Origin of the sequence: Flavobacterium aquidurense, from assembly GCF_031458035.1 — a bacterium.
Classification (GTDB): Bacteria; Bacteroidota; Bacteroidia; order Flavobacteriales; family Flavobacteriaceae; genus Flavobacterium; species Flavobacterium aquidurense_C.
Window position 1 is genome coordinate 363,568 of the sequence record NZ_JAVDXR010000002.1, and the last position, 26,766, is coordinate 390,333.

General features: G+C 35.6%; 19 protein-coding genes. 10 read left to right on the forward strand and 9 right to left on the reverse strand.

Annotated features, from left to right (window positions below; all coding sequences use genetic code 11):
- Positions 1-213 precede the first annotated feature (213 nt).
- Positions 214-1,449, forward strand: a complete 1,236-nt coding sequence (locus J2X17_RS04715) for a PQQ-dependent sugar dehydrogenase (RefSeq protein ID WP_310295422.1) — start codon at positions 214-216, stop codon at positions 1,447-1,449.
- A 112-nt stretch (positions 1,450-1,561) separates the two neighbouring features.
- Here the strand turns inward: J2X17_RS04715 and J2X17_RS04720 are convergent, their stop codons facing one another.
- From J2X17_RS04720 to J2X17_RS04740, 5 genes are all read right to left on the reverse strand, one after another.
- Positions 1,562-2,047 carry a hypothetical protein gene (locus tag J2X17_RS04720; RefSeq protein WP_310295171.1) on the reverse strand — a complete coding sequence of 162 codons (486 nt, stop codon included), beginning with the start codon at positions 2,045-2,047 and terminating at the stop codon, positions 1,562-1,564.
- A 61-nt stretch (positions 2,048-2,108) separates the two neighbouring features.
- Positions 2,109-2,393 (reverse strand): hypothetical protein, encoded by a 285-nt coding sequence (locus tag J2X17_RS04725; RefSeq protein WP_310295172.1) that lies wholly within the window; start codon positions 2,391-2,393, stop codon positions 2,109-2,111.
- Between the two features lie 43 nt (positions 2,394-2,436).
- Positions 2,437-2,748, reverse strand: a complete 312-nt coding sequence (locus tag J2X17_RS04730) for a hypothetical protein (RefSeq protein WP_310295173.1) — start codon at positions 2,746-2,748, stop codon at positions 2,437-2,439.
- Between the two features lie 23 nt (positions 2,749-2,771).
- Positions 2,772-2,909 carry a hypothetical protein gene (locus J2X17_RS04735; RefSeq protein ID WP_310295175.1) on the reverse strand — a complete coding sequence of 46 codons (138 nt, stop codon included), beginning with the start codon at positions 2,907-2,909 and terminating at the stop codon, positions 2,772-2,774.
- A 352-nt stretch (positions 2,910-3,261) separates the two neighbouring features.
- On the reverse strand, positions 3,262-3,633 hold the full coding sequence (locus tag J2X17_RS04740; RefSeq protein WP_310295177.1) for a response regulator: 372 nt from the start codon (positions 3,631-3,633) through the stop codon (positions 3,262-3,264).
- 318 nt (positions 3,634-3,951) lie between these two features.
- Between J2X17_RS04740 and J2X17_RS04745 the strand changes: the two genes are divergently transcribed.
- From J2X17_RS04745 to J2X17_RS04770, 6 genes are all read left to right on the forward strand, one after another.
- Entirely contained in the window at positions 3,952-4,335 is a 384-nt protein-coding gene (locus J2X17_RS04745; RefSeq protein ID WP_310295178.1) for a response regulator, read from the forward strand.
- Between the two features lie 153 nt (positions 4,336-4,488).
- Positions 4,489-5,937 carry an ATP-binding protein gene (locus tag J2X17_RS04750; protein WP_310295180.1) on the forward strand — a complete coding sequence of 483 codons (1,449 nt, stop codon included), beginning with the start codon at positions 4,489-4,491 and terminating at the stop codon, positions 5,935-5,937.
- A complete protein-coding gene (locus J2X17_RS04755) occupies positions 5,934-6,365 on the forward strand; it encodes a response regulator (RefSeq protein WP_310295182.1) in 432 nt (143 codons plus the stop codon). The genes J2X17_RS04750 and J2X17_RS04755 overlap by 4 nt, the downstream gene beginning before the upstream one ends.
- A 259-nt stretch (positions 6,366-6,624) precedes the next feature.
- A complete protein-coding gene (locus tag J2X17_RS04760; protein ID WP_310295183.1) occupies positions 6,625-12,987 on the forward strand; it encodes a hybrid sensor histidine kinase/response regulator in 6,363 nt (2,120 codons plus the stop codon).
- Between the two features lie 264 nt (positions 12,988-13,251).
- Positions 13,252-14,487, forward strand: coding sequence for a sensor histidine kinase (locus tag J2X17_RS04765; RefSeq protein WP_310295185.1), 1,236 nt, complete (start codon positions 13,252-13,254; stop codon positions 14,485-14,487).
- A gap of 160 nt (positions 14,488-14,647) precedes the next feature.
- On the forward strand, positions 14,648-15,130 hold the full coding sequence (locus tag J2X17_RS04770; protein WP_310295186.1) for a YybH family protein: 483 nt from the start codon (positions 14,648-14,650) through the stop codon (positions 15,128-15,130).
- A 94-nt stretch (positions 15,131-15,224) separates the two neighbouring features.
- On the opposite strand, the gene J2X17_RS04775 is transcribed toward J2X17_RS04770, so the two are convergent.
- On the reverse strand, positions 15,225-16,370 hold the full coding sequence (locus J2X17_RS04775; RefSeq protein WP_310295188.1) for a dermokine domain-containing protein: 1,146 nt from the start codon (positions 16,368-16,370) through the stop codon (positions 15,225-15,227).
- Positions 16,371-16,654: 284 nt separating this feature from the next.
- Here J2X17_RS04775 and J2X17_RS04780 point away from each other — a divergent pair, with 284 nt between their 5' ends.
- Together J2X17_RS04780 and J2X17_RS04785 are read left to right on the forward strand one after the other, a co-directional pair.
- Positions 16,655-18,256, forward strand: coding sequence for a family 43 glycosylhydrolase (locus J2X17_RS04780; RefSeq protein ID WP_310295190.1), 1,602 nt, complete (start codon positions 16,655-16,657; stop codon positions 18,254-18,256).
- Positions 18,257-18,433: 177 nt separating this feature from the next.
- On the forward strand, positions 18,434-19,084 hold the full coding sequence (locus tag J2X17_RS04785; protein ID WP_310295192.1) for a response regulator transcription factor: 651 nt from the start codon (positions 18,434-18,436) through the stop codon (positions 19,082-19,084).
- Here J2X17_RS04785 and J2X17_RS04790 read toward each other — a convergent pair.
- On the reverse strand, positions 19,081-22,119 hold the full coding sequence (locus J2X17_RS04790; RefSeq protein ID WP_310295194.1) for a ligand-binding sensor domain-containing protein: 3,039 nt from the start codon (positions 22,117-22,119) through the stop codon (positions 19,081-19,083). The genes J2X17_RS04785 and J2X17_RS04790 overlap by 4 nt on opposite strands.
- Before the next feature lie 212 nt (positions 22,120-22,331).
- Between J2X17_RS04790 and J2X17_RS04795 the strand changes: the two genes are divergently transcribed.
- The gene (locus tag J2X17_RS04795; protein WP_310295195.1) at positions 22,332-22,889 is read left to right on the forward strand and encodes an NADPH-dependent F420 reductase; all 558 of its coding nucleotides are present in this window, start codon (positions 22,332-22,334) and stop codon (positions 22,887-22,889) included.
- 101 nt (positions 22,890-22,990) lie between these two features.
- On the opposite strand, the gene J2X17_RS04800 is transcribed toward J2X17_RS04795, so the two are convergent.
- Positions 22,991-24,457, reverse strand: a complete 1,467-nt coding sequence (locus J2X17_RS04800; protein WP_310295197.1) for a glycoside hydrolase family 130 protein — start codon at positions 24,455-24,457, stop codon at positions 22,991-22,993.
- 559 nt (positions 24,458-25,016) lie between these two features.
- On the reverse strand, positions 25,017-26,756 hold the full coding sequence (locus J2X17_RS04805) for a RagB/SusD family nutrient uptake outer membrane protein (RefSeq protein WP_310295198.1): 1,740 nt from the start codon (positions 26,754-26,756) through the stop codon (positions 25,017-25,019).
- Positions 26,757-26,766 lie beyond the last annotated feature (10 nt).

Genomic DNA, 26,766 nt, shown 5'->3' on the forward strand with positions numbered 1-26,766 from the left:
ATTTTATAAGATTATCTTTCTCCATTGTATAATTATCAGATTCGTTTTTTGCCGGTTAAGTGTTTTTTTTATGCTGATTTACAATAAATTGTATAATTTTTACGATTAATTATATAATCTCTTTCATTTTTAATTTGTGAAATTTGATAGAAATTCCAATCTCACTATTGTATTCATTTCATAGAAAATATTAACCTAAAATCTACCATCATGATGCGACATTCTAACTTCATTATTTCTATTTTATCTAGCGTTTTGTTTATAGCCTGCGGCTGTTCAAACGATAAAGATCATGTTGAAACGCCAGATCCGGGCACAAGTACAGATCCGGTTGAAACCAATACACCAAATACAGCTTATAAACCGGCTTTTGCAGGACAGACCCGAGCTAGCGGATTGAAAACCAATACAGCTTTTGAAGCTAAGGTTATCACTTCAGGGTTGACTGCTCCGTGGGGTGTAAAAAGCCTTCCGGACGGAAGATTGTTGGTTACTCAAAAAGCGGGTAATATGCGTATTGTAACAGTGAGTGGAGAAGTAAGTGCACCAATCACGGGAATTCCCGCAGTTAACCCGGCTGGTCAGGGAGGTTTATTGGGCTTATGTCTTGATCCTGAATTTGCTTCAAACCGAATGATTTACTGGGTTTTTTCTGAAGCTGTTACGGGCGGAAATCAAACTTCAGTAGCCAAAGGAAGATTGTCAAATGATGAAAAAGCTATAGAGGGAGCGGTGGTAATATACCGTGCTAATCCTGCAAATCCAAGTGATCTTCATTATGGAGGGCGCATTCTTTTTGATTCTTCAGGAAATCTGGTTGTAAGTACTGGAGAACGTTCCGTATTACAAACCAGACCTTTAGCACAATCTGTTACGGCAGGATTAGGAAAAGTGATCAGAATAACAAAAACCGGACAACCTGCCCCAGGAAACCCAACATTTACAACATCCGGTGCATTACCGGAATTATATACTATCGGTCATCGAAATCCGCAAGGATTAGCTTTAAATTCCGTTACAGGTGAAATATGGCTGGCAGAGCACGGACCACGCGGAGGCGACGAAATCAATCGCCTGAAAGCCGGTTCTAATTATGGCTGGCCAACAATTACCTACGGAATCGAATATAGCGGAGAAAAAGTTGGTGCAGGAATTCAGCAACAAGAAGGTCTGGAACAGCCTGTTTATTATTGGGATCCAGTTGTATCACCAAGTGGTATGACTTTCTATAAGGGAAATCGTGTTCCGGAATGGCAAAATAATCTTTTTATTGGTGCTTTAAGCGGAATGCATATTGTGCGCCTTGCAATCGAAAATAATAAAGTAGTTGGAGAAGAAAGACTTTTGGCAGGAGAAGGGCAACGATTTAGAGATATTACACAAGGAAATGACGGAGCTTTATACGCTGTTACTGATCAGGGAAGACTTTATAAAATTGATAAAAAATAAGGAAATAAATCTGGATGAAATTTTCTCCTTTAAAAAATAAAAATGGCGCTAATTATGCGCCATTTTTGTTATTTAAATTAGTGTGAAAGATTTTCCTTTTTGGTTTGAAAAATTACTTTGGAGCAAAATAGGTGTCTGCCAGCAAAGTGACTGTCAAGGAAATAGCGTAGACCGCAGTAGCAGTAAGGGCAAAAATAATATGGGCTGCGAATAATTGTATATAATAACCTTTATAAGTGATTAGTGGCTGATAATGCGAAATTTTAAAAAAGATCATCCAACTGATGATGGCGATAATTCCACTTGCGGCACCCAATACAAGTGCGTGCAAAATAGATAATTGTAATATATTTCGTGCCCAAAAATAATGATAAACAGCTACAAAAGCCACTCCAAAACCATAATGTAACAACCAGCCTAATGTGTTTTTGGAAGCATTTGAAAGATTGATTTTGAAATTTTGCAGCAAGTACGTAAGTAATAAAGGTTCTTTATATACCGCTCTGTACTTTGTAGATACTGCAAAACTAAATAATGTCATGGTGGATGTTGCGGCAATTGATACTATAATAATTTGAAAAATTAGGTAAAGATCCATAACGAGTTATTTTTTGGAGCAATAAAATGATGTATCCTAAATATCGATACATCAGTCATTTTTATGTACTCTCGTTTTGATCTTTTGTCTCATACCTTTCCTGCTTTTTATCATTGAAGAGAGAAGAGTTTGAGAATTTTTTATAGCACCCAATAGCCAGAAGCGGAAACGCCCACTTGCCCAAAAAAGAACCAGCCTGATTTTGTCCTGCCAGTTTTAAAGTTGCAGCTAACAGCAAAGAACCTGCAGCGGCTCCCATAAAGGTGTTAGCAGAAATACCTGAGACTTTAGATTCTAAAGTTTCACCAAAATTTTCCAGATTACCGGAATTGAAAATAGTTTTCATAATTTTAGATTTAGTTAAACAAATTCCATTAGTAAAGATTTTATTATTCGTTATCAAAATTGTCTTCTTGAAAATCGTCGCCGTCACGATCAATTTGTTCTTCAAACTTTTCTTCTTCCTGATCTTCTTCCAGGGCATCTAAAAAGCTTTGATCCAAATCATCTTCATCATTTGTAATAGTGTCTTCCGTATTAACGATTGTTTCCTCTTCAGGATTATCATTGTCGGGTGTAATATTTTCATATTGATCGACATAGCTTTCGCTTTCGTCTTTTTCAGAATCGGCTATAATCGGTTCCTGAAAATGAAAATCACGGTCATCACGACCGTAATTTTCTTTGTTTTCTATGCTCATATGAGTCAGAATTTTAAAAATTACTATTTTTTTGTCGATGATTTTTTATCATCGCTTTTAGATTTGGTGGTGCTTTTAGCATCGGTTCCTTTTGCATCAGCTTTTTTACCTTCTGATTTTGCACTCGCAGTGCTGCTGGTTTTTTGATTTGAAGTCTTCATAACATTTTAGTTTTAATGATTCATATAAGCAAATGTAGGTGTGCCTAAACATAAAACTATTATACGATTTCGATTCGTAATTTTATAATTATCAGTAGTTTGTGTTTTGTAAGGTTGTAAAAGTGTTGCAATAGCAGTTGCGGAAAATTTATATGGTGGTATAAAAATAGGTCAGTATTTTCAATCCAAGACAAGTCCGCGGTATAAAATCCCAGGCTTATAAATAACTACAACCCGAATAAATCAATTATAAAAAATATAAAATGGAGTAATCATTTAAATCAGTTTAGCTGAATTAAAAGGCTTGTAAGTACAGGTTTTTTGTGGTTTATTTTGAAATAAAAGCCTAAGTTTATGATACTATCCCTTTCAGAATAACCTTAAGGTCATTAAAATCACTTGGTTTTGTGAGGTAATCTTTAGCATCGAGTATTTTTGCCAGTTGAGAAGATACAGGAGCCGTCGAAAATATAATGACAGGAATATTTTTAATAACGTCCCTTTTTTTAATTTCCGCCAAAAACTCAATACCACTCATAAGAGGCATATTGATATCAAGGAAAATCAGATCTGGTTTTACATCGTTATCAATTAATTTTTGTAATGCTTCTATAGGATTATGAAGTGCCATATAAGTAGCATTCGACACTTCTTCCAACGCCTGTTGAAAGAACTCACAATCATCTGAATCATCATCAATCTGCAAAATGTTTTTATAGTTCATTTTAGATAATATTTGTTTATTTTATATGATGATGTCTTGTAAAAATACGGATTTTGCATCAAATAATAATGAATTATTCTAAAATTCACATAAAAAAGCAAGATTATTCTTATTTAATAAAATGCTGTAGGTTGAAACAATATAACATTTGAATGAAATTATGTAAAAGCAAAAGAAAATAATGAATGCATATTTGTTAAACTAGAAAAAATGAGCCTTTTATAGGCCCTATAGACGTTAAATTGATATTACATTCTTCATTCGGAGAATCCATAAATTAAGAATTATTGATAGAACTTTACTTACCAGAATAAGCAGATGACTTATAAAAATATACTACAAATTGATGATGATTCAGATGATTGTGAATTATTCATGGAAGCTCTGGAAGCCGTCTCCGATACAACTTATACTGCAATGTATAATCCTGTAGAAGCATTACGAAAATTAAGACAAAAGGAGATTTCGCCCGACATTATTTTTCTGGATTTAAACATGCCAATTATGTCCGGGCTGGAATTCTTAACGGAAATAAAAAAGGAGGAAGTGTTAAAAGAAATCCCTATCATTATTTTTTCTACTTCACAATTAGATGATATTATTCGTGAAGCAAAAGCACTCGGGGCTTATGATTTTATATCAAAACCAAATAATTTTAATGACTTAAAAAGAATTTTAAGTCACTATACTTTTGCTGCTTAATTGGAATCGGTTTTAAGATTAGTGGTAGTCGTAAAAGGTTCATCAATAAAAATTGTGCACAAAAAATATTCAGTTGAGATCTTATTATTTTTAGTATTTTTATGTGATAATCTACAGCCGCACAGTATGATATGGATTTTTAATTGGTATTAAATGAAATTATCGACTCAAATTCTTGTAGCGTTTACTTTGGTGATTTTGTTGTCCGTAGCGGACTCATACACGAATTATCTGCTTTCAAAAAAAGTACAGCTTAACTCACAGTTTCTTGCCAGATCTGAAGAAATAATCCGTAATTCTAATAAAACACATAAAACGATTATCGAAATGCAAAGTGCGTTCCGCGGTTTTCTCTTAACTGATGATCATACTTTTCTGAGATCTTATTTCCTCGGGCTGAATAAAGTACCTTTATTGATAAAAGAGCAGCAACAACTTATTGATGATGATATGACGCAGCATGCTATCTTAGATTCGATTAGTGTGCTTCATAATTCCTGGATAAAATATTCGGAGTTATTGATAAAATCCAGAAAAGAAAATCCGGATTCCTATAAAAATCTTTTCGATTCTTCGTTAAAAAGACATGTCGGAAAAAAAATAAATGATGCCATTGCCGAGAAATTTTCACGCTTTGATAAAATCGAGTATAAAGCGAGGAAACACCACACAGAAATGTTGCTTAATTCCTTGCGTTATGCCAGAACTTTTTCACTTATTTTCCTGACTCTCATAGTTATAGTTGGGTTTCTAAGTACTATCTTTATAATGTTCATCACCAATAAAAGAATTACTTCAATGATTCGTCTTGCCGAAAATATTTCGAAAGGAAATTTTACAATAGTGAAAGACACCAGAAATGACGAATTAACAGCATTGGCAACTTCACTCAACAGGATGTCAGAGAAACTGGATCAAAATATTCATGAACTAAAAAATAGAAATGCCGAATTGAACAAATTTGCTTACGCAGTTTCGCACGATCTTAAGGCACCAATCCGTGGTATTCACAACGTTGTGAGCTGGATTGAAGAAGATATGGAAAATGAGTTATCACCGGAACTAAAGCGATATCTCAAAATTATTCCGCAAAAAACCAGACGCATGGAAGCACTTATTAATGGTTTACTTGATTATGCGCGGCTGAATTTAAAAGCGCCTTCAGAGCATATTGATACAAATGCTTTGGTGCATGAAATTGCTGATTCAATTGTTCCAAGGAATTTCAGACTTGAAATTGGGAACCTTCCTGATTTATTTACGGAGCGAATTAAACTTGAACAGGTTTTTGCTAATTTGATTAGCAACGCCGTAAAATATACACCTCAGGAAGACGGCTTGATTCAGATTAGCTGTCAAAGCTATGCCGGGGTTTATGAATTTTCAGTTAAAGATAACGGAATCGGTATAGCCATTGAATATCACCAGAAAATATTCGAAATATTTCAGACCCTGCGCGAACAAAATGAGCAGGAAAGCACCGGAGTTGGTCTCGCAATAGTGAAGAAAATAATAGACGATCAACAGGAGAATATCATAGTGAAGTCGGCATTAGGCGAGGGAGCCGAATTTGTTTTTACATGGAGAAATAATAAGTTATGAAAAAGCCAACAATTTTACTGGTCGAAGATGACGAACTGGACGTAATAAGTGTAGAACGGTCTTTAAAAAAATTCGAAAGTGAGTATGTACTTTACACCGCTTATAACGGAATTGAGGCATTAAAAATGCTGCGGGATTCTGAACTTGAATTGATTCCGGATGTGATTTTGCTGGATATTAATATGCCAAGAATGAACGGAATAGAATTCCTTAATGTGTTGAGGGAGGATAAAAAGCTCAAAGATTTAAAGGTTTTTATCATGACGACTTCATCAGAATACAATGATCGCACAGAGGCAGAAAAGTTAGGAATATCAGGCTATATTATAAAGCCATTAAATTATAATGACAACACAAAACGATCTGATTCTATGGATGCTTTTGTGCAGTTTCATTTAAGGAAAATATTGTTTGATGATGGTTTGTAAATAAAAGTACTTAAAACCTATCAGGTCTCAGAGATGTTTAAGTAACTATGTTAAGCAGGTTAAACAAAAATTAAACACATAGAAATATAGTTTTGATTGGGGAAAAAGAGTACAAAAAGAAGCAAGTTTGTCACAGATAGCTATATGTTTTTGTATAAGTGGAACGCCTTTTTAAGCATTTAGCTAAGCTATGTTTCTATGTGTTTAAATAAAAATAGTAGTGTCGGATTTTTTTAATCATTCGAAAAGAATTGGGAATATGAAAAAAATAAAAGAAATTAAAACTGTTGAATCTCAGGAAATTGCAATTGAACTTCCAATTGTTTCAGGAGATGAGCCTGCAAAATCAAGAAGGGAAAAAGTTGATTCTGAGGAATCAATTTTGACTGATGCAGAGTTTTTAAAGATTTTGCTGAAAGTCAAAAATGGTAATTTCGCGCAACGTTTCCCAACAGATCAAAATGGAATTAAAAGATCAATTTGTGATACTTTGAATGAAATCATCGACCTGAATGAGCGAATGGTTTTTGAGTTTCAGAAAGTTGGAAAAAGCATTGGTAAACAAGGAAAACTAACCAATCGCGTGGCACTTGACGGCGCTCGTGGTTCGTGGAGTTCCTGCGTTGATTCGGTAAATACACTGATATCAGATCTGGTGCACCCGACGATTGAAATTGCGCACGTAATCACATCTGTGGCAAAAGGAAATTTATCTCAGGAAATGCCGCTCTCTATTGAAGGAAACCCGCTTCAGGGAGAGTTCCTCCGAATTGCAAAAGAGGTAAACGGAATGGTAAAACAGCTGAATTTGTTTTCGATGGAAGTTACCCGTGTGGCGCGTGAGGTAGGTACAGAAGGTAAACTGGGAGGTCAGGCAAAAGTGCGAGGTGTTGGTGGTGTTTGGAAAGATTTGACTGACTCGGTAAATAAAATGGCTTCGAACTTAACAGGCCAGGTGCGTAATATTGCCGATGTAACCACGGCGGTGGCAAAAGGAGATTTATCTAAAAAAATTACCGTTGACGTAAAAGGAGAAATCTTAGAATTAAAAAATACCATCAATACCATGGTGGATCAGCTGAACTCGTTCTCCTCTGAGGTAACGCGTGTGGCGAGAGAGGTAGGAACCGAAGGAAAACTGGGAGGACAGGCGCAGGTAAAAGGAGTTGGAGGGACCTGGAAAGATTTAACCGATTCCGTAAATCAGATGGCGTCCAACTTAACAGGTCAGGTGCGTAATATTGCCGATGTAACAACGGCGGTGGCAAAAGGAGACTTATCCAAAAAAATTACAGTTGACGTAAAAGGAGAAATCCTGGAACTAAAAGATACAATCAACACGATGGTGGATCAGCTGAACTCGTTTTCATCTGAGGTAACGCGTGTATCACGTGAAGTTGGTTCGGAAGGAAAACTGGGAGGTCAGGCAAGAGTACGAGGAGTTGGTGGAGTTTGGAAAGATTTGACGGATTCGGTAAACCAGATGGCATCGAACTTAACGGGTCAGGTGCGTAATATTGCCGAGGTAACAACGGCGGTAGCAAAAGGCGATTTATCCAAAAAAATTACAGTAAACGTAGCGGGGGAGATCCTCGAACTTAAAAATACGATCAACACGATGGTGGATCAGCTGAATTCATTCGGTTCCGAGGTAACGCGTGTGGCGCGTGAAGTAGGTTCAGAAGGAAAACTCGGAGGTCAGGCAAAAGTGAAAGGTGTTGGTGGAACCTGGAAGGATTTAACCGATTCGGTGAATCAGATGGCGTCCAACTTAACCGGGCAGGTACGTAATATCGCCGAGGTAACAACAGCGGTAGCCAACGGAGATTTATCGAAAAAGATTACGGCAGTCGCCGAAGGGGAAATTCTGGAGCTGAAGAAAACCATTAATACGATGGTGGATCAGTTGAATTCATTTTCTTCTGAGGTTACCCGTGTGGCATTGGAAGTAGGTACGGAAGGAAAACTCGGAGGTCAGGCGAAAGTAAAAGGTGTCGGGGGAACCTGGAAAGATTTAACAGACTCTGTTAATCAGATGGCATCGAATTTAACAGGTCAGGTTCGTAACATCGCCGAGGTAACGACAGCGGTAGCAAAAGGCGATTTATCACGTCAGATTACCGTAGATACCAAAGGAGAGATTTTGGAACTTAAAAATACCATTAATACGATGGTGGGGCAGTTGAATTCATTTGCCTCCGAGGTAACTCGTGTGGCGCGTGAGGTTGGTACCGAAGGAAAACTGGGAGGTCAGGCACAGGTAGAAGGTGTTGGTGGAACATGGAAAGATTTAACGGATTCGGTGAACCAGATGGCGTCCAACTTAACTGGTCAGGTGCGTAACATTGCCGAAGTAACCACAGCGGTAGCAAAAGGAGATTTATCGCTCCAAATTACCGTTGACGTAAAAGGAGAAATTTTAGAGCTTAAAAATACAATTAATACCATGGTGGATCAGCTTCGAGGCTTTGCTTCGGAGGTAACCCGTGTGTCAAGAGAGGTAGGAACGGAAGGAAAACTTGGAGGTCAGGCGAATGTGCCGGGAGTTGCCGGAACGTGGAAAGATTTAACGGATTCGGTGAATCAAATGGCAGGAAACCTTACCGCTCAGGTACGTAATATTGCCGATGTGGCGATTGCCGTGGCGAATGGGGATATGTCCCGAAAAATTACCGTTGACGTTCGCGGGGAGATTCTTCAATTAAAAGAAACCCTGAATACCATGGTGGACCAGCTTCGTGAATTTGCCTCCGAGGTAACTCGTGTGGCGCGTGAGGTGGGTACCGAAGGAAAACTGGGAGGTCAGGCGAATGTACCGGGAGTTGCCGGAACGTGGAAAGATTTGACCGATTCGGTGAACCAAATGGCGGGTAACTTAACCACTCAGGTGCGTAATATTGCCGAGGTAACTATCGCTGTAGCGAACGGAGATATGTCTAAAAAAATTACTGCCGACGTTCGTGGAGAAATTCTGCAATTGAAAGAAACCGTAAATACAATGGTGGATCAGCTTCGAAGTTTTGCTTCGGAGGTAACCCGTGTATCGAGAGAGGTAGGAACAGAAGGAAAACTGGGAGGACAAGCCTTCGTACCGGGAGTTGCAGGAACCTGGAAAGATTTAACGGATTCGGTGAATCAGATGGCATCGAACTTAACGGGTCAGGTGCGTAATATTGCCGATGTAACCAAAGCCGTAGCCAATGGTGACCTTTCAAAACAAATTACCGTTGACGTAAAAGGGGAAATTCTGGATTTGAAAAATACCTTCAACACCATGGTGGAACAGCTGAATTCGTTTTCATCCGAGGTAACTCGTGTGGCGCGTGAAGTTGGTACCGAAGGAAAACTGGGAGGACAATCTGAAGTAAAAGGAGTTGCGGGAACATGGAAAGATTTAACGGATTCGGTTAATTTAATGGCTTCGAATTTGACTTCTCAGGTGCGTGGAATTGCGAAGGTTGTAACTTCCGTAGCAAAAGGAAATCTGAAGCAAAAATTATCCATTGATGCCAAAGGAGAGGTGGCACAATTAACCGATACAATCAACGAAATGATTGATACGCTGGCAACTTTCTCGGATCAGGTAACAACCGTGGCGCGTGAAGTTGGAGCGGAAGGAAAACTCGGAGGTCAGGCGAATGTACCTGGAGCATCGGGAACCTGGAAAAACTTAACGGAAAACGTAAATCAGCTGGCAGCGAACTTGACGACTCAGGTACGTGCGATTTCAGAAGTGGCTTCTGCGGTAACGCAAGGGGATTTAACGCGAACTATTGGTGTTGAAGCAAAAGGTGAGGTAGAGGCACTTAAAGATACTATTAACCAAATGATTTCGAACCTGAAAGCAACAACTTTACGAAATCAGGAACAAGACTGGCTGAAATCGAATTTGGCTAAGTTTACACAGATGCTTCAAGGGCAAAAAGAGCTGAATTCGGTTACTAAAAAAATCCTTTCGGAGTTGGCAACGGTAGTTACAGCACAACACGGATTGTTCTATATTTTACAGGAAGATGAGAATTTTGATGATTCAAAACTGAATTTGATTGCATCTTACGCATACGTTAAAAGAAAAAATTCACCAACGCAATATGCAATGGGTGAAGGACTTATAGGTCAGGTTGCTGTCGAAAAAGAACGAATTATTCTGAGTAATGTTCCGAAAGATTATATCCGAATCAATTCGGGACTAGGTGATGCCAAACCAAAAGACGTTATTATTCTACCAGTATTATTTGAAGGACAACTTAAAGCTGTTATTGAATTGGCTTCACTTGATACGTTTAGTCAGACACACTTAGATTTCTTAGAAGGATTGACAGAAAGTATCGGAATTGTATTGAATACGATCGAATCGAATTCAAGAACGGAAGAACTTTTGGTACAATCACAATCATTGGCAAACGAGCTGAAAAGTCAACAGGAAGTACTAAAAAATACCAACGAAGAACTGGAAGAAAAAGCATTTTTATTGGCGAATCAAAAAGAAGAAGTGGAGCTTAAAAACCAAGAGGTAGAGGTTGCCAGAAAAGCGTTGGAAGAAAAAGCAGATCAGCTGACTTTGACATCAAAATATAAGTCGGAATTCCTCGCAAATATGTCGCATGAGTTAAGAACGCCGCTGAACAGTTTACAGATTTTAGCGAATGAATTAATTGCGAACAGAGACGGAAATCTTTCTGAAAAACAAATTCAGTTTGCCAAAACCATCAACTCCTGCGGGGACGATTTAATTCAGTTGATTAACGACATTCTGGATCTTTCTAAAATTGAATCCGGTTATATCTCTGTGGATTACAATCCAATTAGCTTTGATGAAATCAGCCGATTTGTGGAGTCTACTTTTAACCCGATTGCAGAGGCGAAACATTTACGTTTTAAAATCAGCATGGACGACGAGCTTCCGGAACTTATGGAAACCGATTCACAGCGATTAAATCAGATTTTGAAAAACCTGCTGTCAAATTCTTTCAAATTCACCGAAAAAGGAGAAGTTCAATTGAAAATTTACAAAGCTAAAAATAACTGGAAAATTACAAATCCGAGTCTTGATAATGCCGAAGATGTGGTGGCTTTCGAAATTTCAGACACTGGAATCGGAATTTCAAAAGAAAAACAAAATATCATTTTTGAAGCTTTCCAACAGGCCGAGGGTTCTACGAGCCGTAAATATGGAGGAACCGGTTTGGGATTATCTATTAGCCGTGGACTTTCAGATTTATTGGGAGGAAGTATCGAATTGGAAAGTGAAACCAACATCGGAAGTAAATTTACCTTGTTCCTGCCATTGCAATACGTAGATATTTCTGAAATAGAAGATATTGAATATGAGGATGAAACAGATGTGAAAGGCCGTATAAAATCATTGCCTTCGGAGAAATTTAACCGATCTGATATTGATTTGTTTTTTGTCGATGAAATTGGCGATGACAGAACCGATATTAAACCGGGAGACAAAGTTTTATTGATTGCAGAAGATAATCTGACATTTGCTAAAATCATGCTCGAGCAGGCGCATCAAAACGGAATTAAGGCAATTGTAACCACAAAAGGAAATGATGTTGTTGATTTTATCAATCAGTTTCATCCGCATGCGATTACGATGGATTTAAACATGCCGGATACGAGCGGCTGGAAAATTCTGGACCGATTAAAAACCGATTTCAACCTGCGCCATATTCCCGTTTACATTATTTCCGGCGAAGACGAGCGAAATAAAGGATTAAAACGCGGTGCAAGAAACTTTTTCTTAAAACCGGTTAAGAATGATTCGCTGGCGTATCTTTTTAATGACATTCACGACTTTAAAAATAAAAAAGTAAAAAACCTTTTAGTTGTAGATGATAATGAATTGGAATTAAGCCGAATAATAAATGCAATAGACGGTGATGATATTACAATTTCGAGCGCAAAAACTGCCAGTGAAGCTGTGACATTAATACAGGAAAAATCATTTGATTGTATTATCTTAGATTTGGTTTTGCCAGATGCTGACGGACTCGATATAATTACGGATTTGGAGAATAATATTGCGGGACAGGAAACGGCGATTATTATTCATTCGGCGGCTGATGTTACTAAAAAACAAAAGCTTAAACTGAATAGGTTTGCCCATAGTATCATTACGAAAAGTGCAGGTTCTATGGAGGAACTTATAGATCAGACAGCGTTGTTTATGCATCGTGTTCATAAAGAATTGCCTGATGAAATGAAAGAAATCATCGAGTCATTTTACTTGAAAGAAGATGTACTGCCAGGTAAAAAAGTATTGCTGGTGGATGATGATGTACGTAATCTTTTTGCGTTAACGACAGCTCTGGAACGCTACGGATTAGACGTAATAAGTGCAGAAAGCGGTCAGGAAGCAATCGATATTCTCAACGGAAACAGAGATATTGATATTGTCCTGATGGACATTATGATGCCCGAAATGGATGGTTACGAAACCATGAAACGCATCAGGAAAGATGCCAGACATAAAGACCTTACTATTATTGCCGTGACTGCAAAAGCAATGAAAGGCGACAGACAGCGTTGTATAGAATCAGGAGCTTCAGATTATATGACCAAACCGGTAAACGTTGAACAATTGTCTTCGCTGATGCGTGTGTGGCTTAAATAAAATGTTGAGTGTAATTCACAAATAGAACGATTCGTGACTAATACCAAGCTGAAAAATTAGCCACAGATTAAAGCAGATTCGAAGGATTAACACAGATTTTTTTTTAATAATAAGGGAATAAAATCTGGGTAAATCTTTTTAATCTGTGGCAAAAAAAGTGTACAGTTTGCGAATTGTCATATTCATAAAAAAAAACAGATAGCTTCAAGACTATATGTTGAAAATAATTAGAGCCAGGGGTTTTAATAAAAATTTCATATTTCAATGCAAAATCTAATGGGAGACAACGCAATTAAAATCTTAATAGTCGATGACAAAAAGGAAAATCTGCTTTCACTGCAGGTTATCCTGGCAGATCGTGGGTATAAGTTTGTGGAAGCAACATCTGGAAAAGATGCTTTGCGGATCTTACTGAAAAATCAGGATTTTGCCATTATATTGATGGATGTGCAAATGCCATTGATGGATGGTTTTGAAACAGCTGAAATGATCCGACAAAGTGAAAAACTGAAACATGTCCCGATTATTTTTTTAACGGCTAATATGAATACAAATGAATATATTTTCAAAGGCTATCAGTCTGGTGCTGTTGATTATATGATTAAGCCGTTGTCGCCGGAAATATTACAGGCGAAAGTAATGGTCTTTACCGAATTGTTCCGAAAAAATCAGGAATTAAGAAAGAAGGAAGAAGAAACCCATGCCCTCAACGAAATAATTTTAAAGACCAATAAAGAGCTTGCTGCTCAATATGCCGCAATAGAAAAACATGCTGATGAACTGAAAAAGAAAAACATGGAATTAGATGCTTTTACCTATATTTCAAGTCATGATTTACAGGAGCCATTGCGAAAAATCCAGACATTTTCAAATCTTATTTTGTCGAATGAATATGCCAATTTATCTGATGACGGCAAGACAAAATTCGACCGCATTTTATATGCCTGCAACAGAATGAGAGAGCTGATTAACAGTCTACTGACGTTCTCCCGCGCTACACTTGTTGACAGAAGATTTGAAACGGTTGATCTTAACACTATTATCAGGGATGTGGAAGAAGCATTGCATGAAAATCTACAGGAAAAAGGAACTGTAATAACAACTGATTTTCATGATACGGCGAAGGTTATTCCTTTTCAGTTTGTTCAGTTAATGGAAAATCTGATTCATAACGCCATCAAATTTGCAAAAACAGAAAAGCCTTTAGAAATTAATATCAAAAGTCGATTGGTGAATGGTTTTGATCTGCAAATTGAAAATCTATCGACAGAACATAATTATTGTCATATTAGTTTTGCTGACAATGGAATTGGTTTTGAACCCCAGCACAACGAGAAAATTTTTGGTGTTTTCCAGAAATTACATGGAAGAGATGTGTATGAAGGAACGGGAATTGGCCTGGCAATCGTTAAGAAAATAGTCGAAAATCATAATGGTTATATTAATGCTGTTGGCGAGCCGATGCAGGGCGCGACTTTTAATATATATATTCCATATTAATGAAGTTTTACTTTGCAGTAGCGATTTTTAATTTTTATTAAAGCAAAACTTACCATTTTTTAAGTTTTTAAAATTTTATTTTGATTTTTTTTGCAGTAAAGTGTCTGACATTGTGATTTTTATAGTACTTTTAAGGTGTAAGACTTTAATTTTTTATGATATGAAAAACAGGATTTTAAAAGGATTATTATTAGGGAGTGTGCTAATTTCGATGTTAGCCTGTAATACCAAAAAGGAGGAAGAAACGCCCGTAGTAGTTGATAAGGAGCAGGTAAAAAAGGAAATTCAGGCAAAAGAAGATGAATTTGCTGCAACTTATAACGCAGGGGAGGTTAAAGATATTGGCTATTATGCTGAAGACGCTATCAGTTATTATCAAAACCGGAAACCTTTAGTTGGAAAAACAGCAATTAGAGAATTTTTAACAGCGGACTTAAATGAAAATTCGAATGTAATTTCATTTAAAACAAATGAAGTTTTTGTTTCTAATGATGGAAATCAGGTTGTTGAAACTGGCGCATTTACGCTAACAGACTCTAGTAAAGTCATTATTAATTCAGGAAATTATATTAGCTTGTTTGAAAAAAGAAATGGCAAATATGTTTGTTTAAGAGATATGAGTGCTTCAGATCTTACAAATTAAGAAATAAAGATATATATCCTTTCAGGACTAAATAAAAATGGACTAAAAACTTCGAAAGTTTTTAGTCCATTTTTATTTTTTTAGGAACTATTATTTAGCGTCTTCTTCCACCGCCTCCGCTAAAACCTCCGCCTCCTCTGCTTCCGCCGCCGCCGCTAAAACCTCCGCTGCCTCTGCTACTGCTGTTGTTAAAGTTGCTGCCACCACTGCTTCTGGTACGTCCAGAATCAAAACTTGGTGTTGATGAACGATTTGATGCTGAAGAACGATCTGAAGTAGAAGGACGATTAGCTGACGAAGAACGATCTGAAGTAGAAGGACGATTTACGTTTGAACGATCTGATGTTCCTGCAGATGGTCTATTAGATGCAGAAGAACCTCTGTTGTTCTGACGATCTGATGTTCCAGCCGATGGACGAGATGATGAATTGCCTCTATTGGTATTGTAATTTCCGTTAGCTCGATTATTAGCAACAGTAGTTGATCGATTTCTCTGGTTGTTATAATGATTAATTTGATTTCTGTTATTGATAACTACGGTATTTCCACCATGATAATGTCCGCCATGATAACCACCATGATACCAGTTATTATGACGATAAATACCAACTGCCAGCACCGTAAATGCTGCAAAATAAGGAGGATAGTATCCATAGTGATAAGGAGGATAATAAGGAACATAAGCCGGAGAGTACACATACTGTACAATTGGTACCTGTTCTACAATGACTGTGGTTGTGGCGGGAACATTGACAGTAACCGGATTTGAACCCTCATATGCCGGATTGGCAGTTACTGAAGGAGAACCCGTTTTAGATGGTTCAATAACATAATTTTTGCCATAAAGATCTTCATCTCCAACAGCTTGTAATGAAACTTTTCCGTTTTTGTCTTTATTGACTAAAATGACGGCAACATCCTGCGTTTCTTTTTTGCTGACAGCAACTTGCAATACAAAGGTAAATGCGTTACCATCTTTCTTAGTAACAACTTTTATAAAGTCAACTTTTTTGTCAAGATTTAAATCAAGATTATTAATACCAGTTTCTTTTAGATTCAAATCCTTTTCAAATCCTTCAATAGTTTTTGACTTTTGAAAAAGAGTTAATACAGCGTAAAGATCTAGATTATCTCCCGGCAAACCTAGGGGTTTTACCGAGTCATCATCGGTTTGAGAAAAAATGGGCTGATTAAATAAGCATACTAAAACTACTAAAAATGGCAAAAGATGTTTTTTCATAATACGAAAGTTTAGAAGAATATACTGCAAGTTAATGAATATCAATGGAATAAAAAAACGTTATATCGCTTTCATTTTTGGTAATCTTTATTCGTTTTTGATTTTGTTATTTTTATAGAATATTTTCTATTGCTTAGGAACTATTTTGTAAGTTTTTTACTTTGAAATACCTATTTGAATGCTACTTAAATTAAGAATTACATAAATAACCAGCAGGATAGTACATGACGCTAAGTTTATGGCTATTAGATACTTTTACAAGACGCTAACCTAACCATAAAACCATGAAAATTAGAAAAAGCTTTTCTTTTAATTTTATTATCCTGTTGTCATTTACTATCATTGGGCTATCCGGCACCAGCGTAGCACAAGAACTAAATATTAAAAATGATGTGTTTTGGAATACCAAAGAGGGTCTGCCTCTAAATAGTCAGGGTGGTGGAATTTTTAAATTTGCTGATCCGCTCACGGGCACACAAAAATATTACTGGTATGGTGTGCAATATGTTGAAGCGAACCAATATCGTGCAAACCCTGCCGTTACTTTAGCAAAATCTACTTTTGAAGCTGTTACCTGCTACAGTTCTTTAGATTTGGTAAATTGGACTTTTGAAGGTAACGTTTTGACGAAAGATATAGCAAACCCGAAAGGAAAAAGCTGGGTAGGACGTTTAGGGGTTTGCTATATTAAAGAACTTCGTCAATATGCGATGTTTGTTCAGCATGATAAAGAAGTATTGATCACGCTTTCGGACTCGCCTGCAGGAGATTTTAAATGGGATCAGAAAATAAATATGGAGAAAATGATCGGAACCAGTAATACAGGCGATCAAACCGTTTTTACAGATGAAGATACCGGGAAATCATATCTTATTTATTCGTACGGAAAAGGCCGGAACAAAATTTATGTTTCTGAAATTGGTCTGAAAGATGGAAAAGTGAATCTGCTGGATTGTACGGAAGTTTTTAAAGGTGAAAGCCGTGAAGGAAATTGCATGTTCAAATATCAAAATAAATATTACATGTTTGCTTCCAATATTTATGGCTGGGATGCTTCTTTTGCCTATTATTTAGTTGCAGATGACATTAGAGGACCTTATCTCCCGACAAATGAAATGCTGGTTATGAACGGTGCTGCAGAAGATTTTGCGCACATTTCGCAAACTGGTTTTTTCTTTTCTGTTAAAGGAAGTCAGAAGGAGACAATAGTATATTGTGGTGACCGATGGGCCGATTTTGCAGGAAATGGACTTGGTTATAATCAATGGTGCCCGCTTTCTTTTGATGTAAAAACACCTTATTTTAATTCACTTAGTTCCTGGAATCTGGATGCTGAAACAGGAACCTGGAAAGTTGCAAAGGATAACAATTACATCAAAAATGGCAGTTTTGAAGCGGATCGCAGACATATTCCGAGTCCCGTTAAACCTGTCCAAATTCAATTGACAGGCTGGGCAAGCGAAGTAATTGAAGGAAATAAAATAGGACTAGACAGTATTAATTCGCCGGTTTTAAATCATTTTAATACTGAAAATGAACGAAAAATTGTCATCGGCGAAAAGAGCCTGAATATTAGTGACAAGGTTAATTTCAAGCGAAAAACATTTCAGGTAATTTCGTCTTCGCCTTACGTAAAACTCGAAGACGGCGTTTATACTTTAACAGCAAAAATAAAAAACAGCAAAGGATTTGATAATTTGGAAATGTACGCTTTAAGCAATTCTAAAACATTTAAAACCAGTATCAAAAATGAAAATGCAGAATGGAAAACAATCGTGATTAAAAATATTGCTGTAAAAGGAGGAAAGGCGGAGGTTGGTTTTATAGCTGCAGGCCAGGCAAATGCTTTTTGTCTTGTCGATGATGTGTCTTTTGTAAAAAGATAAATTAATCAGAAAAGGGAAGCGCAAAATTTCCCTTTTTTTATCCTCGATAATTACGTAAAGTTTCGATAATAGAATTTGGCTATATTTGTTACCGAATCTAAACTTTGATTATTAATTAAATTGAATTTTTTTAGATTTTAAAATAATTTAATACCACCCAATTTCAGGTAATTATTTATGAAAAAGGATACTTTAAATACCACAAAAAAAGTTTTAATAGTCGACGATCATTTAGTAGTACGTAATGGTGTTGCTATGGTTTTAGAAAAACAAATTGAAAATGTAGAAATATCGAATGCCGAAAATTTCTTCGAGGCCGTTGCTATTTTAAAATTGGTTCCTTTTGATCTTGTTATTTTGGATATCAATATTCCGGGCGGAAAAAGTACTGAAATGATTGGTGATATAAGAGCTATTCAGCCGGCTGTTAAAATACTTGTTTTTTCGGCACATGAGGAAGAACAATATGCGTTGAAATATATTTCTTCCGGAGCTAATGGATATTTGAATAAATTATCCAGTGAAGAAAAAATGATGTTTGCCATAAATTCTATTTTCGAGTCTTCGACCTATATTTCTCCCGAACTTTTGAGTAAATTGGTAGAAGCCAGAGTTACCAAAGCGCCAATAAACCCCAGAGATGTTTTATCTAAAAGAGAACTTCAAATTGCCGAATTATTAATCCATGGCAATGGTAATCTCGAAATCTCAAATTTACTAGATATTCACATGTCTACAGTGAGTACCTACAAAGCCAGGGTATTTGAAAAACTTAAAGTTCATAATCTGGTGGAACTCATTAATTTGTATAAAAATTTTGAGGTTTAGTTATACTCTACAATTATTTCAATCGTCGTTCCTTCATTAACCCTACTTACAATATTGATTTCACCTTTGATGATAAGAAGAAGTTCAATAATCATGTGTAATCCTAAGTGGTAATTTTTCGCAATAGGATTTTTATAAAAATCAAGGTAATAATCAATTTGTTCCTGAGGCATACCTTTTCCATTATCTACAATTATAAAAGCAAGCAAATTGTCTTTTGTGATACATTGTAATTCAATTTGTCCATCTTTTGTATTCTTTACGGCATTATCAAGTAAATTATGGACAATAATAGACAATGCTTTTTTATTTGTTCTGATAAAAATATCCGGATTAATTTCATTATATATTACGGTATTTTCTGTAGCGGCAATTTTTTCAAAAATCTGAATCTTCTCCTCAATCAGCTCATACAAGGAATAACTTTTTTCTTCGAGTTTTTTTCCTTCAATAAATATGGTCGAATATTTAATAAGATTCTCAACATATTCATATAATTGAAAGGATGACAGCTGAATATTTTCGATCTGGCGTTTTAGTTTTTGATCGTCCTGTATATTTTCATTGTCAAATATATGGTTTATAGAAGTGTTCAGGAATTTCAACGGACTTTTAATGTCATGACTCATACTTTTTACCAATGTTTCCTGTTGCTTGATTTCCTGTTTTAGATTGTTTTGTGTCTTTTCGAGTTTATGAACTGTTTTTGCTAATTTTTTAGTTTTTTCGGCAATAATATCTTTTAGTTTTTTGTTTTTTAATTTGACATAATGCAAGCGGGCATACCATATCAACATTATCAATCCTAAGACTAAAAAATAACAAAATATACTAAACCAAAGTGTCTGATAGAATTTTGCCGGCACAATCACGGCAAATTTTTTAAAGGTATAGCCTTCATTAAAACCAGACATGGTTCTTAAAGTAAGCGTATAATCTCCAGGGGGCAATGTCGTAAAAGATATCGATTTATCGGTTCCTAATTTCTCCCAGCGGCTATTGGTGGTTTTGTCCAGTTTAGCTTCGATATTTATATTCTCAGGATTGCCATAATAGGGATACGCTATTAAAAAACGTACCCTTTGAAAATTGTTTTCCAATGTAATAGTATTTTTCGGAGAGTAACTTTTCTGGTCTACAATGACTTTGTCAATAAATATATCTTTAGAGGGAAGCAAAGGCGAAACCTTATACGGATTAAAAAATACAAAACCATTCATAGAAGGAAAAACAATCTCATCATTTTGAAGGAAATTTCCACAAGGATCGCATCCTCCGTTAAATTCATTAGTTAGAAAACCATCGTCTTTATTATACTTATGATAGTAAACGGGTCCTTTTTTGCTTTTGTTATATTGTAGTAATTCGCTTCTGGAAACCTGAAAAAGCCCTTTATTAGTAGGTATCCAGAAAAATCCATTTTTGTCTTCGACTATGCAATGGGATGAATTAAGATAATTGTCCTCATCTTTTGGGAAAGAATTTAAAACATTATTTGAATAGAGGAAGAAACCTTTTTCATAGGTGGTCAGCCATATTTTTTTATCACTATCAATAAAAATACTTCTAACGTTTGTTTTTTTAGAGTTTTTAACAAAAAGAAGTCGGCCAGATTTAATTTCATATTTATATAAACCATTTTCGGTTCCTAAATAAAGTGTATTACTATCATATTGTTTAATACAATTGATATTGCTATCCATTGTTCTAAAGTGAGTGATTTTTCCATTCTTTATGGCATATATATTACACTTATGAAATTCATCTTTATTTAAACTGACCCAGATGGTATTGTTTTGATCCTTAAATAAAGTTTTTGGAACCTGTTTAAAAGGATACAAAACGTATTTTTTATACCCTGTTTTTTTCAAATAGCAGTACACATTAAACTTCAATACTATCCATATATTTTCATCATTATCTTTAGTCATTGATAAGCGTTCCGTATAAAAAGTACTTTGTTCAAATGGAAGGCTGTCAACCACTTTTTTGTTATTAATGATCAATCCTTCTACATCAACAATTGAATTATCGGTAAATGGGAGGGCGGCATAAAAAACATCTGTCGAATGAGAATCTCTTTTTACTGCTTTAAAAGCTGGAAATGAAATAATACATAACCCATTTGTGGCACTTCCTAAATAGAGTTTTCGGCTTTTTTGATCGTAATAAATGGAAACAATATTACTTTTGCTAAACTCACTAAAGTCTACTATTGGCAGGGCTTCTAAACGGTTGTTTTTTAAGGTTAGAAGTTGTATTTTATTCTTTGAACAAAGAAAAATTTGATTGGCAGTAATGTTCCAGATTAATTTGTGTTTTGTCTTAAAAAGAGACGGATCCAGTTTTCCGGAGTATTTTACACCGTTAGAAAAGTAATCATAATCACCATTATCTTTAAGGTAGTAAAGGATGCCGTCAATCACAAAAAAATTAAAAATATTATTGTTTTTATAGGTTATTTTGTAAATGCTTTTCATTTTAGCATTGCAAAATTCTACTTTTTCATTATCCATAAAATACATATTCCCGTTTGGCAACGTAATATAATAAGGCTCGTGAGGGTTTACGGTATTAATTGAAGGTAGTCCGTCATGATAGAAAAAGCGTTTTCCATTTCTTGTAATGTTAAACTCAATCCGTTTATTTTTGATTATCTGAACTTTTCTGTTGTTAATAAGAACCAACTCGGTTTTTCCTTCATTGTAACAGTACAAACTATCTTTTTGTATGTTTCCTGAAATCGCAGTAAATCGACATTGTTTTAAACTGGTCGTATTAGAATTGAATACGTAGAAAATATTACCATCGTAACGGACAAGACCATTTTCAGTGGTCATCCAAATAAAATTGTGTTTGCTTTGTACTATCGCTTTTACACTGCTTTGAGGTAACTCATTATTATCTGCAGTGTACCATCTTGCCTTATAATTTTCCTGGCAAATTCCAGAAGTAGCAATTAGTAGCAAAAGACAATAATAATTCAAGGATGAAAACAACCGCTTTTTTAGCATCGAAATGATTTTTCTATTCATACAAACATACTATAAAATTTAATTCTTGTAGTTTTAAATCTACAGAAATGTAGATTTATTAGTACGGTCTGTTCAAGTCTCTCAACAATGTTTACAGTTATATTTGTAATAACAGTAATCGTAGAATTTTAACAAATTTATAATGTATTTACTACTAAAAAGAAAATATTTTATAAAGTTAAAGTAATATAAAGCACCAAATTGTAAAGAGTATGAAAACAGGAATCATCGGCGTAAATAATTTTACATTAGACCTCGCCAGCAGAGCAGTAAATTCAGGATACGAAGTTTTAATCAGTCATGCCCGTGATAATAATATCTTAAAGCAGACAGTGCAAAAAATGGGTGAGAAAGTACAATTGGCTACGAAACAGGAAGCGGCGAGTGCTGATATAATACTATTGTTTATTCCTCGGGAAAATCTTGAGGCTTGGTTAAATGATTTGCCTGACATGACTGATAAAATAATATTACACATTAATAATTCGATTTTTAATATTCAAACCTTTTTACCTGATTTTGAAACAAAATCGGCAACGGAGATCATAACAGATCACTTGCCAAACACACACGTCGTAAAAATATTTAATAGCTTAGAACCTATGTTAATTTTACCGGAAAGAAAAAATCAAGATAGAAACGAGATATTTTATGAAGGAATCAATGAGGATGTAAAAAATGAAGTAAAGGTTTTTTTAGAAGCCTTGCAATTTTCAGCAGTTGATCTTACGGGGCAATGTATGCTAAGTAATTTAAAAGTTTCTGCATAAATAAAAGGATTAGTAAGCAGCTTTAAATAGATTTGTCAGATTTTTGGTAGACCTCTAAAGTCATTTGATTTTAGAGGTTTTTGGTTATAAATTATTAATTATTAATGACTTTTCTTCAAAGTATCCAGCAATTCTGCTAAATCAACTATGGCATAAGTAGAGGAATAATCAGATACGGCATAAGGTAATATTAAACTATTGTTGTGAATAATTGCACCGCACGAATACACAACATTAGGAACATACCCTTCACGTTCGTCTTCTAATGGTGAAAGCAACGGTTCTTCTAATCTTCCAATTTCTTTAGATGGATCATCTAGATCTAACAACGATGCACCAATGCAGTAACGTCTCATTGTACCTACACCATGAGTAATTACCAGCCAGCCATCTTGTGTCCAAAGTGGTGATCCGCAATTCCCTATTTGTGTAAACTCCCATGTAAAACGCGGTTCCTGAAGTAGTATAGGAGTGTTCCATTGCGTAACTCTGTCAGAATACATAATGTAATTGTTCACACCATCAATGCGGGCAAGCATTGCATATTTGCCTTTTATTTTTCGGGGAAATAAAGCCAGGTTTTTATTTTGTGCACCTGCGCCATGCAAAGGCATTACTCTAAAGGTATAAAAATCTTCGGTTGAGATAAGTTTAGGCAGAATCGTATGACCATTATACGCCGTATAAGTTGCCATAACTCTGGTTGAACCATCGTCATCAGTAAAGCGAACAAAACGGGCATCTTCGATACCACGGCTTTCAGAATCTGATATTGGAAATATAACACGCTCGGTAATATCAGAATCATGCTTGAATTCTAAATCATAAAATGATTTGGCTAACCAGATTATTTCGTTCAGCGCAGTCCTTCTTTCTTCGCGAATTGAAGGATCGTTTAAAGCTGTGTTTACAAGATTTTTTAGAATAGTATATTCAAATTCATCAGGAAGCTCCTGCATAATTTGCGTTATGTATTTATCCTGAGTATGCATCTCAGACAATTTCATTAAAAATCGCTCTTTATTGAAAAAGGTTTTGTGCATAATTTCAGCCTTGTCAATGTTGGTACCAATTTTCATCACCTGCAGATTGTTGTCCCTATCCAAAATTGCCCTTCTAAAAACAATAGAGGAGATGTGACCTTCACCTGTTGCACGAAAAGAAATAATAACGCGTTTTTCTCCGACTTCTAAACCTGACTGATCAAAATCTTCTACAATTGAAGGATTAAAAATTGCGGCAGATTCTATTGCATATTCCATTGTACAATAAGAACCAATAAGCATTTTTCGATTAAGGGATATCGCTTCGTAATCAATTTGCATTGCTTCGATTAAATCTCTGATTTTTTCGCAATGTCTAAAAAATATAGCCGAAATATTTCGATGGCGTCTGGCAAATTCCCTAAGTGTTTGTTCTAAGGTTTCTACAACTTGTTTTTCATCCAACATCATGATGCGCATGACCATTTGCTGGGTTCGCTCATCACCATTCATAAAATATCGGGCTACAACTCTTCGGGAATCTGGGGTTAATTTTATATTTTTTCGGATGACTGACACTCGCATAATAAGTCTGTTTTTTTTTTGTGTTAGAAAAATTACTTAAGGAACTTTGCACTATAATTTGTTTCGAAAAATAGAGAAGTAAACTACTGGAGAACGGTATTAATACTTGGAAGTAGTTCTAATTCTAAACAAGTTAGTGATTTTGCGAATGAAAAAAAAACTTTATTTTAAAAAGTCGCTGCTGTTGTTTAATTTCTGAATGGATTTTGCAGATCAATTATGAAAGTTCAAATAAAATAATACTCTTTTTATTGTATTGAGTTATATTAGTTTGGAGCAAAAACAGGATGAACTTAAAAATGTACCTGCTGGAACACGCCACTAGAAAACTAATTTGTTAATATTTTTAAGAAATTATCTTTAATTTGCAGATAGTAGACTCTAAAAGAGCGGAACAGGAGCAGTATTAACTTTACAAAAAGGCAACAAATAATACATTTAAATTTTTGGGTTTAATTAAAAATAATTTTGATGATGTTACGTAGAAAACGGTATATTTTAAAAAACTAAAACCTCGAAATTTTTCGAGGTTTTTGTTTTTTAATTTTGTCGTAAAAGATTACCAGGCAAAAGGCAAATACCAGTTGTTTACATTCATTAACTTAGAACGAACTTCTTCAGCTCTGCTGTTTCCTTCTTTACTTAGTTTTTCATATACTCTATCAGCCAAATAAGCAGGGTCATTTCGGCGTAAAGCAATACGAACTAAATCTTCCCAACGATTTCCTTCATATGCTAATTCTAATGCATCTTCATTTATAATATTGTTTTCAGTAGTTAGCATATCATCTCCAATATTTCCTGCTGGCGTTACATAAGCTCTTCCACGAACTCCTGCACCACGGTACCAATTACCTCTGAAGTATGGATATTCACCCTGACGGGCATCAAAATCATAAGGAAAACCAAGATTTGTCTTCTGAATATCAGTAACATCTACTTGATTTGGAATATTATAAGTTCCTTTTATCCCGATGTTTAAAATCGCATAGGCAACTTTTTGCTGATTGTCTCTGTTCGCTGCTTCTGCATAGCGCAAGTGTAATTTTGCTGCACGGTATAAAAACCATTGTCCTTTTGTAGGCTGAATGTCACTAACAATAGCTTCGCTGCTGTACAGGTATTTCATAATTACCGGATCTCCATTTACCATTTTGTAAGTAAATTTCTGTCCGCGGGCATCATATGGGAAACCGTTTTGCTGTTTTTGGGTATTCCATAAATCCATGGCACGCTGAGAAGGTTTTGCTAAATAACTTCCATGTTTACTTGAAAAGATATTGATAAAAGGATTTTTAGGAGCAAAATTATTTTCGAATGGTAAAGACCAAATCCATTCTGTATTCCACAAAACGTCTCTGTCTCTGGCAAAAATAGATCTCCATCCGCGAGTATCTTCATCGATTAAAGCATTAATATCCTGTTCACGAGTTCTTATATAACCAACCGCTAAGTCATTATTATTGGTAACCTCGGCAAGTTTTACACGGTACATATCAAAACGCTCAGAGTCATTTCCACTTGTTGAAGAGGTTTCCATCACATTTTTGTAATGTTGAGCCGCTTGCAGATAATTTCCTTTCCAAAGCTGTAAATCACCTAATAAACATTCTTTGTTGATGAAGAATTTTGCAGTATTATAACCGTCAACGGCAATATTTAAACTGCTTTCAGAATCGTATTGGTTTTTATAGGTTAAGCCTTCAGTAAAAGCAACCAATTTGGTCAATAATTCATTAAACGAAATTCTGGGCGTTTTTGCTAGATTTTTTACATCATTAATATTTTCAATAGGTTCTGTGATATACGGAACGCTTCCATATTGAATTCCTAATTGCAGGTAAATCCATGAACGAAGCACTCCGATATCAGCATAACGTTGATCATACTGAGATTGCGAAAACTTCTTTTTAGCCAGCATGATATCGAAATTTTTCAGGACATCATTACAGTTCTGAATTACTTCGTAGAACTCTTTTGGACTTGCATAAGGATTATCTGCCGAAACATTATGTTCTGAAATCTCTTTCAAATACGGACTTGAATTACGGGTTGTCGTCATCAAATCGGCACGCATTTCGTTCAGGATTACATGTTTTTCAGCCAGTTTCATGAATTTTCCATAAACTCCAACTACTGCGGCATCGGCATCATAAATGTCGCGATACACCTGCTCGCCGGCTAGTTTATCCTCAGGTTCTACATCAAGATAGTTCTCACATGAGGTTAAGCTAAACACTAGCATCACCATCATTAGTATGACACTATTTTTTGTCTTTGTTCTAATTGTTGTTATCATTTTTATGTTC